15 protein-coding genes are annotated in these 15595 nt (G+C 35.1%); all 15 read left to right on the forward strand.

Annotated features, from left to right (window positions below):
- The first annotated feature begins 328 nt into the window (after positions 1–328).
- Positions 329–1717, forward strand: a complete 1389-nt coding sequence (gene tilS, locus CWS01_RS17095) for a tRNA lysidine(34) synthetase TilS (protein WP_101178387.1) — start codon at positions 329–331, stop codon at positions 1715–1717.
- Positions 1718–1739: 22 nt separating this feature from the next.
- Positions 1740–2288 carry a hypoxanthine phosphoribosyltransferase gene (gene hpt / locus CWS01_RS17100; RefSeq protein ID WP_101178388.1) on the forward strand — a complete coding sequence of 183 codons (549 nt, stop codon included), beginning with the start codon at positions 1740–1742 and terminating at the stop codon, positions 2286–2288.
- Between the two features lie 86 nt (positions 2289–2374).
- A complete protein-coding gene (gene ftsH, locus CWS01_RS17105) occupies positions 2375–4300 on the forward strand; it encodes an ATP-dependent zinc metalloprotease FtsH (protein WP_101178389.1) in 1926 nt (641 codons plus the stop codon).
- Between the two features lie 429 nt (positions 4301–4729).
- On the forward strand, positions 4730–5506 hold the full coding sequence (locus CWS01_RS17110; RefSeq protein ID WP_101178390.1) for a type III pantothenate kinase: 777 nt from the start codon (positions 4730–4732) through the stop codon (positions 5504–5506).
- A 55-nt stretch (positions 5507–5561) separates the two neighbouring features.
- Positions 5562–6440: an Hsp33 family molecular chaperone HslO gene (hslO, locus tag CWS01_RS17115; protein ID WP_101178391.1), complete on the forward strand. Its 879-nt coding sequence runs from the start codon at positions 5562–5564 to the stop codon at positions 6438–6440.
- A gap of 231 nt (positions 6441–6671) precedes the next feature.
- Positions 6672–7604 (forward strand): cysteine synthase A, encoded by a 933-nt coding sequence (cysK, locus tag CWS01_RS17120; protein WP_101178392.1) that lies wholly within the window; start codon positions 6672–6674, stop codon positions 7602–7604.
- Between the two features lie 150 nt (positions 7605–7754).
- A complete protein-coding gene (locus CWS01_RS17125) occupies positions 7755–9155 on the forward strand; it encodes an anthranilate synthase component I family protein (RefSeq protein WP_101178393.1) in 1401 nt (466 codons plus the stop codon).
- A 5-nt stretch (positions 9156–9160) separates the two neighbouring features.
- A complete protein-coding gene (gene pabA / locus CWS01_RS17130; protein WP_101178403.1) occupies positions 9161–9745 on the forward strand; it encodes an aminodeoxychorismate/anthranilate synthase component II in 585 nt (194 codons plus the stop codon).
- Between the two features lie 4 nt (positions 9746–9749).
- Complete coding sequence (gene pabC / locus CWS01_RS17135) at positions 9750–10625, forward strand: aminodeoxychorismate lyase (protein WP_101178394.1); 876 nt, start codon at positions 9750–9752, stop codon at positions 10623–10625.
- Positions 10615–11454 (forward strand): dihydropteroate synthase, encoded by an 840-nt coding sequence (gene folP / locus CWS01_RS17140; RefSeq protein WP_193603789.1) that lies wholly within the window; start codon positions 10615–10617, stop codon positions 11452–11454. The genes pabC and folP overlap by 11 nt, the downstream gene beginning before the upstream one ends.
- The gene (gene folB / locus CWS01_RS17145; protein WP_101178395.1) at positions 11447–11809 is read left to right on the forward strand and encodes a dihydroneopterin aldolase; all 363 of its coding nucleotides are present in this window, start codon (positions 11447–11449) and stop codon (positions 11807–11809) included. Before folP ends, folB begins: the two co-directional genes overlap by 8 nt.
- Entirely contained in the window at positions 11806–12336 is a 531-nt protein-coding gene (folK, locus tag CWS01_RS17150; RefSeq protein WP_101178396.1) for a 2-amino-4-hydroxy-6-hydroxymethyldihydropteridine diphosphokinase, read from the forward strand. The genes folB and folK overlap by 4 nt, the downstream gene beginning before the upstream one ends.
- The gene (locus CWS01_RS17155; protein ID WP_101178397.1) at positions 12285–12497 is read left to right on the forward strand and encodes a helix-turn-helix domain-containing protein; all 213 of its coding nucleotides are present in this window, start codon (positions 12285–12287) and stop codon (positions 12495–12497) included. The genes folK and CWS01_RS17155 overlap by 52 nt, the downstream gene beginning before the upstream one ends.
- A 29-nt stretch (positions 12498–12526) precedes the next feature.
- Positions 12527–13519, forward strand: coding sequence for a tRNA dihydrouridine synthase DusB (dusB, locus tag CWS01_RS17160; RefSeq protein ID WP_101178398.1), 993 nt, complete (start codon positions 12527–12529; stop codon positions 13517–13519).
- Between the two features lie 190 nt (positions 13520–13709).
- Positions 13710–15194, forward strand: a complete 1485-nt coding sequence (gene lysS / locus CWS01_RS17165; RefSeq protein WP_101178399.1) for a lysine--tRNA ligase — start codon at positions 13710–13712, stop codon at positions 15192–15194.
- The last annotated feature ends 401 nt before the right edge of the window (positions 15195–15595 follow it).

Genomic DNA, 15595 nt, shown 5'->3' on the forward strand with positions numbered 1-15595 from the left:
TATATTTTGATGAAGGAATAACTATTTCTGGGTAATAATGTTATTTTTTATAGGTTAGCAGGTTAATGGTTAAAATTGATTTTGTTAATGAGTGGGCTTTGCAAGGAGTGTAAATAAAAACAAAAAGCTAAACTGTTATTTAGCAAGCCTACTTGCTAAGAAAATGTTATAAAAATAGTATAAGTTTTTATCCATAATTTAGAGGTCTTTTTTGAAAATAGTAAAACAAAAGTGGTATCCTATTAATAAGAAACCTATTTTATATCTATTTTTAAAAGATGATCGTCAGTTGAAAGAATTGTGATAATGAAATAAGGAAGTTATGCATATGCTAGAACTAAAGGTGAAAAAATTTTTAAAAAAGAAGGGGTTGACCCTTGAAGGAAGTAAAGTGTTAGTAGGAGTTTCTGGAGGTCCAGATTCCCTTGCGTTGCTGCATTTCCTGTGGACTAAACAAGAAGAATGGAATATTTCTATTATGGCCGCACATGTTGATCATATGTTTAGAGGGGAGGAGTCGCTAGAAGAAGCAAAATTTGTTGAAGAATTTTGCAAGGAAAAATCCATCCCGTTTGTTTGGAAAAGAATAGATGTGCCTAAATACATAAAAGAAACAAGGGCGAATGGGCAAACTGCCTCAAGAGACTGTCGTTATTCATTTTTTAAGGAAATGATAGCGATATACAATATGGACTATTTAGCATTAGGTCATCATGGAGATGATCAAGCAGAAACTATCTTGATGCATTTAACTAGAGGAAGTTCAGGACGTGCTCGGGCAGGGATTCCATTTGAAAGGAAGTTTGGAAAAGGCATACTATTTCGGCCATTTCTTTGTTTAGAAAGACAAGAAATCGAGAATTACTGTACAATAAATGAGCTAAACCCAAGGAGAGATCCTAGTAATGATAAGGAAGTATATAGCAGAAATAGATTTCGTAAACATGTAATGCCATTTCTGAAAAAGGAAAATAACCGTGTTATTCAGCATTTTCAGCGATTTAGTGAGGAAATAGCAGAAGATGAGCTGTTTTTAATGGAATTAACTGTTCAAACATGGAATACAGTGGTAATGGATAAGAAAGAGAATGAAATAGTTATTGGTATCAACGAATTTCTTTCAATAGCTAATTCTTTACAAAGAAGATGTATTCAACTAATATTAAACTATCTTTATAAAGATAAACCTGCTTCATTATCCGCATTACATATAGACCAAATTATTGCATTGTTGAATAGTCCTCATCCATCAGGAAATATTGATCTCCCTGAAAATCTAAAAGTGGTTAAATCCTATCAGTTAGCCTATTTTCAATTGAATTTTTCAACTGAGGACCCCTTTTATTATGAAATTTCAAAAACAGGAGAGTTATTATTACCTAATGGGTACTATATTAAGGTAGAATATATAGACAAAAGACCAGAAAACTTAGAAGCTGACAGCATTCTTCTCTGTGCTGATTCTATTAAATATCCACTCATCATTCGAACTAGAAGAAATGGAGATAGGATAAAGTTGAAAGGAATGGCTGGTACCAAAAAAGTAAACAGGATATTTGTGGATGAAAAAATACCTATACAGCAAAGAGCAACATGGCCAATTGTAACAGATGTGGAAAATAATCTTTTATGGATACCAGGTCTAAAAAAATCTATTTATTCTTTTAGCAATAAGAATAGTGATTGTTATCTATTAATAACATATAAAAAGCAATGATCTTCTAGGGGGCACATATTTAATGAAACAAGATATTGAAAAAGTTCTAATATCAGAAGAAGAAATTCAAGCAAAAATAAAGGATTTAGCATTTCAATTAACGGAAGAATACACAGACAGATTTCCTCTTGCAATTGGTGTTTTAAAAGGTGCAATGCCTTTTATGGGCGACTTATTAAAACGAATCGATACATACTTAGAAATGGATTTTATGGATGTATCAAGCTATGGCAATTCAACTGTTTCATCTGGTGAAGTGAAAATTTTAAAAGATCTAGACACTTCAGTGGAAGGAAGAGATATTCTTATTATTGAGGATATTATTGATAGTGGTTTAACTTTAAGTTATTTGGTGGAATTATTTAGATACCGCAAAGCGAAATCGATTAAAATAGTTACACTTTTAGATAAACCAACTGGAAGAAAAGCAGATCTTCAGGCAGATTATGTTGGCTTTATTGTGCCAGATGCTTTTGTTGTAGGGTATGGATTAGATTATGCAGAGAAATACCGTAATCTTCCATATATTGGTGTATTGAAACCGGAAGTTTACACTGCAACTAATGAATAATCAAACAAAAGGTTAATTTCTTGAATTTACACAATTTTCTATGATACTATACACTATAGTTTGTTTACCGTGGGAGGAGGTAAGGGATGAATCGTATTTTCCGTAATACCATCTTTTATTTATTAATATTTTTAGTAATTATAGGTGTAGTAAGTTTTTTCAATGGAAACAACGAACCTACCAAGCATATATCCTATAATCAATTAATCAGTCATCTTGAAAAGGGTGAAGTAAAATCTATTACAAGCCAGCCAGAGCGCGGTGTATTAGAGGTTAAAGGACAGTTAAATTCATACAAAAGCGATGAATATTTCGTTTCTTACGTAACAAATAGTGAGACGGTGCAGCAGCGAATTGACAAAGCTGCACAAGAAGGATCAAAAGTAGAGTTTTTGCCAGCACAGGAAACAAACAGCTGGGTAACATTTTTTACTTCTATCATTCCTTTTGTGATTATCTTCATTTTATTCTTCTTCTTGCTTAACCAAGCACAAGGCGGCGGCGGAAGAGTGATGAACTTTGGTAAAAGCAAAGCAAAACTTTACAATGAAGAAAAGAAAAAAGTGCGCTTTAAAGATGTAGCTGGCGCTGATGAAGAAAAGCAAGAATTAGTTGAAGTAGTTGAATTTTTGAAAGATCCAAGAAAATTTGCCGAGCTTGGAGCAAGAATACCAAAAGGCGTTTTACTAAATGGACCTCCAGGAACAGGGAAAACATTATTAGCAAGAGCTGTTGCTGGTGAAGCTGGTGTGCCGTTTTTCTCAATTAGTGGATCTGATTTTGTAGAAATGTTTGTTGGTGTCGGTGCGTCACGTGTTCGTGATTTATTTGAAACAGCTAAAAAGAATGCACCATGTATTATTTTTATCGATGAAATTGATGCAGTAGGCCGTCAGCGTGGAGCTGGACTTGGTGGTGGGCACGATGAACGTGAACAAACATTAAATCAACTTCTAGTGGAAATGGATGGATTTGGTGCAAATGAAGGGATTATTATCATTGCCGCAACAAACCGACCAGATATTCTAGATCCTGCATTATTGCGTCCAGGCCGATTTGACCGTCAAATTACGGTTGATAGACCTGATGTAAATGGTCGTGAAGCAGTTCTTCGCGTTCATGCACGCAATAAGCCATTAGATGCAGCTGTTGATTTAAGAGCAATTGCAATGCGTACTCCAGGTTTTTCTGGTGCAGACTTAGAAAATTTATTAAACGAAGCAGCCCTTGTTGCTGCTAGATCAGATAAGAAAAAGATTGATATGGAAGATATGGATGAAGCGACAGATCGCGTTATTGCGGGACCTGCTAAGAAAAGCCGTGTTATTTCCAAAAAAGAACGCAATATTGTTGCCTATCATGAAGGTGGACATACAATTATAGGCGTAGTGCTGGATGAAGCAGATATGGTTCATAAAGTAACCATCGTGCCTCGTGGTCAAGCAGGTGGGTATGCAGTAATGCTTCCAAGAGAAGATCGTTTCTTAATGACAAAACAAGAGCTTCTTGATAAAATCACAGGCTTATTGGGTGGACGCGTAGCGGAAGATATTGTGTTTGGTGAAGTAAGTACTGGAGCACATAATGACTTCCAAAGAGCTACTAATATTGCAAGGAAAATGGTAACAGAATATGGAATGAGTGAAAAATTAGGTCCATTGCAATTTGGCCAATCTCAAGGTCAGGTGTTCTTAGGAAGGGATTTGAATAATGAACAAAACTATTCAGATGCTATTGCTTATGATATTGACCAAGAAATCCAAAGAATCATTAAAGAGTGTTATGAGAGAGCAAAAACAATTCTTACTGAAAATCGTGAGAAGTTAAATTTAATTGCTGAAACACTTCTTGAAATAGAAACATTGGATGCTGAACAAATTAATAGTTTGTTTAAGGAAGGGAAACTTCCGGATCGTTCCTCTTCAACGGAAACTATTTCTTCTCCTTCAGATGATGTGAAAGTAAACATTAATATGAAAAAAGAAGATGTGAATCCAAAAGAAGAACTATAATATGTTAAAAGATGTGCGATTTATTTGCACATCTTTTTTATTATATATACAGAATTTGAATAGTTCACTATTGGCAAGGTATTATGTTATGATGTTTGCAGTGTTTTGTATAGTGTTCTTTTTTCTTTAGGCTGTTTTCGTAAACTTTGTTGCTTTTAAAGAAGTAGGTTGATTTCCGTTTCAGGATGCTTGCTTTCCGTGGGGCGGGCGATGAGCCTCATCGGCGTAATTGCCGTGGGGTCTCACCTGTCCCGCTAATCCCACAGGAGTCTTGCATCTTTCCCTCCAATCCACCTGTTTTAACCATGGATTTACTCATGGAAACTGTCCGGAAAACAACAATCTTTTAGAAAACAGCCTTTCTTTAAAATAGAGTAAGCATTAAACTAAAATCGTATAACGTACAATAATAATAAAGTGGTGAAGGTCATGATTTTTGTTTTTGATATTGGAAATACGAATATTGTTCTAGGGGTATATGATAACGAGAAATTAGAGCATCATTGGAGAATAGAAACAAATCGTTATAAAACGGAAGATGAGTATGGCATGATCATTAAATCGCTATTTGATCATGTTCATTTAAGTTTTTCTAGCATAGACGGCATTATTATTTCGTCAGTAGTACCTCCAATTATGTTTGCTTTGGAAAGAATGTGTCATAAATATTTTCATATTAAACCTCTTATTGTTGGTCCTGGAACAAAAACAAGTTTAAACATTAAGTATGATAACCCTAAAGAAGTAGGGGCAGATAGGATCGTAAATGCGGTAGCCGCAATTGAAGAATATGGAAGTCCTTTGATTGTTGTGGATTTTGGAACAGCCACGACATTTTGCTATATAAATGAGAATAAAGAATATATGGGGGGAGCCATTTCTCCAGGCATTAACATTGCTACGGAAGCATTATATTCAAAAGCGTCAAAACTCCCAAGAATAGAAATAGCTCGTCCTGAAGGAGTTATAGGGAAAAACACCATTTCTGCTATGCAATCTGGCATATTATTTGGATATGTTGGTCAGGTTGAGGGAATTGTAAAACGCATGAAAGAATACAGTAAAGCAAATCCTAAAGTTATTGCAACAGGGGGATTAGCTAACTTAATAGCAAAAGAATCTGATGTTATTGATGTGGTGGATCCGTTTTTAACATTAAAAGGCTTGCAGCTTATTTATAATAAAAATAAAGAAAATATAAAATAAGGTTAAAAAAGCAAGATATTGCTTTTGGGAATAAGCCTAAAAAGGAGTCGAAAAAATGAGTGATTATCTAGTTAAAGCATTAGCATTTAATGATCAAGTACGTGCATACGCTATAAAAAGCACGGAAACAGTAGCAGAAGCACAAAGAAGACATTATACATGGCCTACAGCATCTGCCGCATTAGGAAGAGCGATATCAGCTACCGCTATGCTTGGGGCCTTATTAAAAGGTGATCAAAAGCTTACTGTTAAAATAGATGGCGGTGGGCCTATCGGTTTAATTTTGGTAGATGGAAATGCAAAAGGAGAAGTAAGGGGCTATGTTACAAATCCGCAAACTCATTTTGATTTAAATGAACATGGTAAATTAGATGTCAGGAGAGCTGTAGGTACGGAAGGAACATTATCGGTTGTTAAAGATATTGGCATGCGTGACTATTTTACAGGACAAGTGCCGATTGTTTCAGGAGAGCTTGGTGAAGATTTTACTTATTATTTAGTTACATCAGAGCAGGTTCCATCATCAGTAGGTGTTGGTGTACTTGTGAATCCAGATAATTCTATCCTAGCAGCTGGAGGATTTATTATTCAATTGATGCCAGGAACAGATGATGAAACGATTACGGCGATAGAGAAACGTTTAGGAGAAATTCCTCCTATTTCGAAACTGATTCAAAAAGGATTATCTCCTGAACAAATTTTAGAAGAGATTTTCGGAGCGGATAATATGAAAATCATTGAAACAATGCCAATATCTTTTACCTGCACATGTTCAAAAGATAGATTTTCTAATGCTATTATCAGCTTAGGCAAAGAAGAAATTGAAGATATGATTGCAACAGATGAAAAAGCAGAAGCACACTGTCACTTTTGTAATGAAAAGTACGTATTTACAAAAAACGAGTTAGAAACTCTTTTATCTGAAGTGAGATAAAAGAAGATAAACAGAGGATAAACCTTATTATAGTGTTTATCTTCTTTTTATTTAGAAGGATTTTCTTTTCTCTAGTTGAATATACTTTTTTCAAGAGGTGAAAGCTGCCTTTGTAGTGTGAATTTTTTGTAAAATTCAAGTGTATTAATTGACAAAAAGAAGATTCATTGATAAATTATATATTATAAAACCAATTAAAATACTCGGATTAAGAAAAAGGGGAGATTGTGTATGTCACGTTTAGCTAACTCAATTTTAGAATTAATAGGTCAAACACCTATAGTAAAATTAAATCGTTTAGTAGAAGAAAACAGTGCAGACGTCTATTTAAAACTAGAATATATGAACCCTGGAAGTAGCGTTAAAGATCGTATTGCCCTTGCGATGATTGAAGCTGCCGAAAAAAGCGGAGATTTAAAAGAAGGAAGCACTATTATTGAACCAACTAGTGGAAACACTGGAATTGGATTAGCTATGGTAGCTTCAGCAAAAGGATATGACTCAATTCTTGTGATGCCAGAAACTATGAGTATTGAAAGACGAAGATTGCTTAAGGCCTACGGTGCACAAATCGTATTAACTCCAGGACCAGAAGGAATGGGTGGAGCGATTCGCAAAGCAGAGGAATTGGCTAAAGAAAATGGATACTTCCTGCCGCAGCAATTCAAAAACTTATCTAATCCAGAAGTGCATAAATTAACAACTGGACCAGAAATTGTTGCAGCCTTTGGAGAGGAAAAACTTGATGCATTTATTTCTGGTATTGGAACTGGCGGTACTATTTCTGGTGCGGGTGAAGTGTTAAAAGAAGCATATAATGATATTAAAATATATGCGGTAGAACCAGCTGACTCACCAGTATTATCTGGCGGTAAACCAGGTCCTCATAAAATCCAAGGAATTGGTGCAGGATTTGTTCCAGCAACATTAAATGAAGAAGTATACGATGATATTATTCAAGTAACGACAGAACAAGCTTTTGAATATGCTCGTCGTGCAGGTAAAGAAGAAGGTGTGTTAGGTGGCATTTCTTCTGGTGCTGCAATTTATGCTGCATTAAAAGTAGCTAAAGAGTTAGGAAAAGGCAAAAAAGTATTGGCGATTATTCCTAGTAATGGAGAACGTTATTTAAGTACACCACTTTATCAGTTTGATGAAGAATAAGCAGAAAAAGCAACTGATTACTTTTATACTTATAAACAAGCGCCCTTAATAGGCCGCTTGTTTTTTTATAATCAAATTCTAATTTTTTTGTTTTTTTACTTCAATCTCATGTATGATGATAAAAGAAAAAATGGTAAGGGGCGAAAAAAATTGGAAAAGTTTAAAGTATACGGCGAAAAAAAATCAATGCTATATGATCATTTTTATAAACAATTCCTCCAACTATCCAATGACGAACCATATTATGTTTTATTAGAAAGTGGACGAGGTGGAAGATATAGTATTGCTGCTAATAAACCAATCGTAAGAATGATTGGGAAAAACAATCAATTAAACGTTATAAAAGAAGGGAACACGGAAATATTTGAAGGAAATCCTCTTCATTTAGTGAAAGAGGAAATGAAAAAGTATGAAGTAGAATCAAATATAGAATGGCCTGATTTCCAGGGTGGGGCGCTTGGCTTCATTAGCTATGATTATATTCGTTATATTGAAAGACTTCCTGAGGAAACGTTAGGCGACCTTGAAATACCAGAAGTATATTTTCTCTTGTTTGATGAGTGGTATGTGTATGATCATCAAGAACAATCTTTATGGCTGATGGGCTTATATAAAGAAACTGCAAGAGATAGCATAGAAAATAAAATAAAAAAACGTATTAGTCTTTTAGAAGAGTATGCAGGTCAAGAAGAAGTTGTTGTACAAGCAGAGAAGTCATATGATGTGGAAGTATCTATTCAAGATAATGATTTCCAGAGATCTGTTAGAAAGATCCAAGAGTATATTTCACAAGGAGACGTTTTTCAAGTTAATTTATCTGTACGCCAATCTCAAAGCTTGCACGTTCCTGCAATTGAGGTTTATAAACAGTTGAGAGTATTAAATCCATCTCCTTATATGGGTTATTTCCATACACCGGATTTTCAGTTGGTTTCTGGTTCTCCTGAGCTTTTAGTTAAAAAGAAGGGGGATGAGGTAAGTACAAGGCCGATTGCTGGAACGCGGTCAAGAGGGAAAGATGATATGGAAGACCGAATACTTGCAAATGAATTAATAGAAAGTGAAAAAGAACGTGCTGAACATGTCATGCTAGTTGATTTAGAAAGAAATGATCTTGGGAGAGTTTGCGAGTATGGAACGGTAGAAGTAAATGAGTTTATGGTAATTGAGAAATACTCTCATGTTATGCATATTGTTTCAAATGTTCGTGGAAAATTAGCAGGAGATAAAAATGAATTTGATTTAATAGACAGTATGTTTCCAGGGGGAACGATAACTGGTGCACCAAAGGTAAGAACAATGGAAATTATTGAAGAGCTAGAGCCTGTGAGAAGAGGACCATATACTGGGTCCCTTGGATGGATTGGATTTAACAAAGATATAGAATTAAATATTATGATTAGAACCATGCTTGTAAAAGAGCAGAAATCATATGTACAAGCAGGTGCTGGAATTGTCATTGATTCTGTTCCTGCCAATGAATATAAAGAATCTATGAAAAAAGCAAGAGCATTATGGAATGCAAAAGAATTAGCGGAAAAAAAGGAGTAAAGCAAATGATCTATATGATTGATAATTATGACTCATTTACTTATAATCTTGTTCAGTATTTAGGATCGATGGGTGAAAAACTAGTTGTAAAAAGAAATGACCAAACAACTATTGAGGAAATTCAAAAGGTATCTCCTGACTATTTAATGATCTCGCCAGGCCCTTGCAGTCCAAATGAAGCGGGGATAAGTTTAGAAGCTATTACCGCATTTGCTGATGAAACCCCTGTTTTTGGTGTATGTTTAGGGCATCAAGCCATTGCACAAGTATTTGGAGGAGATGTTGTAAAAGCAGAAAATCAAATGCATGGAAAAACTTCTCTTATGCATCATGATAATAAAACGATCTTTGCTGGACTGCCTAATCCATTTCCAGCTACAAGGTACCATTCCTTAATTGTAAAAAAAGAAACATTGCCTGAATGTTTGGAAATAAGTGCATGGACAGAAGAAGGGGAAATTATGGGGATTCGCCATAAAGAATTGGCGATTGAAGGAGTGCAATTTCATCCTGAGTCCATTATGACAACAGTTGGCATGAAATTATTAAATAATTTCATTACTCATTATGCTAGATGCGAGAGTGAATAAATATATGTATATATACTTAAATGGACAAATCGTAAAGCAGGAAGAAGCAGTAATTTCTCCTTTTGATCATGGGTTTATGTATGGATTAGGGTTGTTTGAAACATTTCGTATTTATGAAGGACATCCATTTTTATTAGACGATCATATAAGTCGATTAAATGAAGGGTTGCAGCTTTTAAATATTAATAAAGCTTTTAAGCGTGTAGAAGTAGTGAAGCTGTTAGATGATTTATTAAAAGCGAATATGTTAACGAATGCCTATATTCGTTTTAATGTTTCGGCAGGGAGTGGTGCAATTGGTTTGCAAACGGTCCCCTATACGAATCCTACTGTAATCATTTATATCAAACCATTAGAAAACCGGAGAGGCATAATCGAAAAAAGGGGACAAATAGTAACTGTACCTCGCAATACACCAGAAGGTAAAGAAAGATTAAAATCACATCATTATCTCAACAATGTTTTTGCTAAAAGAGAAGTAGGAGATGTGTTAGATATAGAGGGGATTTTTCTAACGAAGGACAAGTTTGTAGCGGAAGGAATCACTTCTAATTTGTTCTGGGTAAAGAATGATACATTATACACTCCTTGTTTACGTACAGGTATTTTAAATGGGATTACAAGAAGATTCATCATTTCTCTTGCGAAGGAGAAGGGGGTAAAGGTAGAAGAGGATTTTTATTCTGTAGAGCACTTACTAGAGGCGGAAGAAGTATTTGCGACAAATTCTATTCAAGAAATCGTTGTATTGGGACGTATTGATTCCCATTGTTTTAAGGGAGAAAATGGTGAGATAACCAGAATGCTTCATAAAGCATATCAGCAGTGCACTAGTTCGTTATGGACAATGAAAGAGATAGGAGGAATTTATGGTGAGTGATAAAACGGTAAAATGTGGCCCCTACAAGCTTGATTATAAAAATAAAACGTTGATTATGGGGATATTGAATGTTAATCCAGACTCCTTTTCTGATGGAGGAAAATACAACAGAAGAGATCATGCTTTAAAACATGCAATCGATATGATTGAAAATGGTGCGGATATCATTGATATTGGTGGTGAATCCACAAGACCAGGGTATGTAGAAATTTCGATAGAAGAGGAATTAGAAAGGATAATACCTATTATTGAGGCGATTTCTAAGGAAATAGATATTCCGATTTCTATTGATACGTATAAAGGTCGTGTTGCCGAGGAAGCATTAACAGCAGGTGCCCATATTATAAATGATATTTGGGGAGTCAAAAAAGATCCGTTAATGGCCAGTATCGCTGCAGAAAAAAAAGTACCCATTATTTTAATGCATAATAGAGAGAAGCAGGAGTATAAAAACTTTATCGAGGATGTATTAGCAGATATTGCAGAAAGCATCCAAATTGCAAAAAATGCAGGGATTTCCGAGTCTAATATTATTCTAGATCCGGGCATAGGTTTTGCTAAAAATCTTCAGCAAAATCTTGAAATGATGAGGAGTTTAGATAAGTTAGTAGAACTAGGCTATCCTGTTTTACTTGGTACTTCAAAAAAATCAATGATTGGAAATGTATTGGATTTGCCAATAGCTGAAAGAATGGAAGGAACAGGAGCAACAGTTTGCTTTGGAATACAAAAGGGATGCCAAATAGTACGTGTGCACGATGTGAAAGAAATGGCAAGAATGACCCGTATGATGGATGCGCTAATGGGGAGAGGTGAATATAGTGGATAAGATACGCTTAACGAAAATGGAGTTTTACGGATATCACGGGGTTTTTCCAGAAGAAAATAAACTAGGCCAGCGTTTTGTTATAGATTTAGAAGTAGAAGTAGATTTAAAGGAAGCGGGTGAAAGTGACAATTTAGAGCACTCGGTTAATTACGGCCAGCTTTATTTTGATGTAAAAGAAATAGTGGAAGGGAAACCTTTTCAGCTTATTGAAGCACTAGCTGAAAGAATTGCACAAAAACTTTTGTTTACCTATAATCGAATTGAAAGTATACGTGTTGCAGTTATTAAACCAGATCCCCCGATACCAGGTCATTATCAATCGGTATCTGTTGAGATTTTTAGGAGAAGACAATGAGAAATAAAGCTTATATTTCATTGGGATCTAATATTGGTAATCGAGTGGAATACTTACATGAAGCGGTGCGCATGTTGGATGGTCAGGAAAAAATTAAGCTGGTAAGTATTTCATCTATTTATGAAACGGATCCTGTTGGTTATGTAGAACAAGATCCTTTTTTAAATATTGTTTTAGAGGTGCGCACATCTTTATCTCCACTTGATTTATTACATGTATGTCAGTCGGTGGAAAATGAGTTAGGAAGAAAAAGGGTAATAAGGTGGGGGCCGAGGACGATAGACCTTGACATTCTATTGTATAATCATGAAAATATAGAATCAGAGAAACTAAACATTCCACATCCAAGAATAGAAGAAAGAGCGTTTGTTATGATTCCTTTACTGGAAATCGCTCCAACAATACAACTACCGAATAAATCAATGCCTTTAATAGAAAGCAACGAGTTTTTGCAGGGTAAAGAAGGAGTAAGGATATGGAGACGACAGAAAAATGGGGAAGACGTATTCGAGCTTTTCGAAAATTAAAAGGGTATACCCAAGAGGGGCTAGCCAAAAAAATTCTTGTATCTGTTTCTATTCTCGGTGAAATTGAGCGGGGAAACAGGATTCCATCAGAGGATATGATAAATTTAATTGTGAAAGCTTTAAAAATAACGAGAAAAGATTTAGATCCTGATTCTAAATAAATCATAATTTAATGGAGGAGGTAAGTGTATTGTTCAAAATAGGCAATGTTGAAATGAAGAATAGAGTGGTTCTTGCACCAATGGCTGGAATCTGTAATTCAGCATTCCGTTTAACAGTGAAAGAGTTCGGTGCAGGACTAGTATGTGCGGAAATGATAAGTGATAAAGGAATTGTTTTAAAAAATAAAAAAACAATGAATATGCTGTATATTGATGAAAGAGAAAATCCATTAAGTCTGCAAATATTTGGTGGGGAAAGAGAGACTTTGGTGGAAGCCGCTAAGTTTGTTGATAAAAATACAAATGCGGATATCATTGATATTAATATGGGCTGCCCTGTGCCAAAGATTACGAAATGTGATGCAGGAGCAAAATGGCTATTAGATCCAAATAAAATTTATGAGATGGTTTCAGCAGTTGTGGAGGCAGTTGATAAGCCAGTTACAGTTAAAATGCGCATGGGTTGGGATGAAGAACATATTTATGCAATCAAAAATGCACAAGCAGTGGAACGTGCAGGAGGAAGTGCGGTATCTCTTCATGGTCGTACACGTGTGCAAATGTATGAAGGAAAGGCGAATTGGGATATTATTCGTGAAGTGAAACAATCCATTAATATACCATTAATCGGTAATGGAGATGTGCAAACACCACAAGATGCAAAAAGAATGCTTGAGGAGACAGGCTGTGATGCTGTAATGATCGGAAGAGCGGCATTAGGAAATCCTTGGATGATCTATCGCACAGTAAATTATTTGGAAACGGGCGAATTGATGGGAGAACCATCGGTGCGAGAAAAAATAGAGGTTTGCAAACTTCATCTCGATCGTTTAATTGCTTTAAAAAATGAAAATGTTGCGGTACGAGAAATGAGAAAGCATGCTGCTTGGTATTTAAAAGGGATAAGAGGAAATGCAAAAGCTCGCAATGAAGTTAATCAATGCGAAACAAGAGAACAGCTAGTTACCTTGTTAGATAGTCTTGTAATAGAAGTAGAGCAAAAGGCAATTCAAGTAGGATAACTTTGACTTTTACTAGGTTCTTTTTTATAATATGTTTTGAAAATCAGCTGTCGGTGAAAAATCTGGCAGTTTTTTTTCTTTTTTAGTGTCTGTAATCGTGACATTGTGTAGAATAATAAAGTATGTATAAAAATTTACGATTCCTTTTTTAGGTGATCATACATAAAAAAGATGTTGGAGATGATTAAAAATGAGTCATGAAGAATTAAATGACCAACTGCAAGTAAGACGCAGCAAAATGAATGAATTGCGTGAACAGGGAATAGATCCATTCGGAAAACGTTTCGAAAGAACAAATTTATCGGAAGAGTTAAAAGAAAAGTACAGCTCTTTTGAAAAAGAAGAACTGGAAGAAAAAAATATTGTTGTTGCTCTTGCTGGAAGAGTAATGACTAAAAGAGGAAAAGGAAAAGCTGGATTTGCTCATATACAAGATCTTCAAGGCCAAATTCAATTATATGTAAGAAAAGATAATGTAGGAGAAGAGCAATATTCTATATTTAATTCTGTGGATTTAGGAGACATTGTTGGAGTGGAAGGAACATTGTTCAAAACCAACGTTGGGGAACTATCAATTAAAGTCAAAGACTTTACATTGCTGACAAAAGCACTTCGTCCCCTTCCGGACAAATTCCATGGATTAAAAGATATTGAACAGCGTTATCGTCAGCGGTATTTAGATTTAATCGCTAGTGAAGAAAGTAAAAGTACATTTATTCTTCGTAGTAAAATTATACAATCAATGCGCAGATATTTAGATAGCCATGGTTATTTAGAGGTGGAAACACCAATGATGCACTCTATTGCTGGTGGTGCATCAGCACGTCCGTTTATTACTCATCATAATGCATTAGATATGCCGCTGTATATGCGTATTGCTATTGAGCTTCATTTGAAACGTTTGATTGTTGGCGGTTTAGAAAAAGTGTATGAAATTGGACGTGTTTTCCGTAATGAAGGAGTTTCTACTAGACACAACCCGGAATTTACAATGATTGAATTGTACGAAGCGTATGCGGACTATCGTGATATTATGAGCTTAACTGAAAATCTAGTAGCTCATATTGCAAATGAAATACATGGTAGTACAACTGTAGCTTATGGTGAGTATGAAGTTGATTTAAAACCAGAATGGACAAGACTTCATATGGTAGATGCAATTAAGCAATATACTGGTGTAGATTTCTGGCCTGAAACAAGCTTAGAAGATGCTAGAAGATTGGCTAAGGAAAATAATATTGAAATAAATGATAATATGACATATGGACATATTATAAATGAATTCTTTGAACAACGAGTAGAAGAGAAATTAATTCAGCCGACTTTTATATATGGACATCCAGTAGAAATTTCACCTCTAGCAAAAAGGAATGAAGAGGATCCCCGTTTTACTGATCGTTTTGAATTGTTTATTGTTGGCCGTGAGCACGCAAATGCATTTACGGAATTAAACGATCCTATTGATCAGCGTGAAAGATTTGAAGCGCAGCTAAAAGAGCGTGAGCAGGGTAATGATGAAGCACATTTAATGGATGATGACTTTATAGAGGCGCTAGAATATGGTATGCCGCCTACAGGAGGATTGGGGATAGGGATTGATCGTCTAGTTATGCTTTTAACTAATTCTCCATCTATTAGAGACGTATTGTTATTCCCGTTAATGAGACATCGTTAATAAAGAGAGCTGGGCGTTTGATAATGCGCTCGGCTCTTCTTTTTATATAGGAGTGATATTTTCCAACTAATTCTAGGGTATTTTTAATTAGATTGGAGATTAGTGGTAATGTTGCTTTAGGGAATATATCGCAATTGAATTATCAGAATAATTTTTCTTTTAAAAAGTAGTTGCATAGATTTGGCTGAAATGGTATATTATTATCTGTTGCTAAGGTAACTTAGTAACTAACTAAAAAAACTTTTTAAAAAAATGTTGACTCGGTAATCGGTATTTGATATCATTAAAAAGTCGCCGATGACGACGAAATAATATTGCTCTTTGAAAACTGAACAAACAAAACGTCAACAATAAACGTTTTTTATAACTTCTGTTATAAAAACGAAACAACAAGTAATACA

Origin of the sequence: Niallia nealsonii (assembly GCF_002835805.1) — a bacterium.
Classification (GTDB): Bacteria; Bacillota; Bacilli; order Bacillales; family Cytobacillaceae; genus Niallia; species Niallia nealsonii.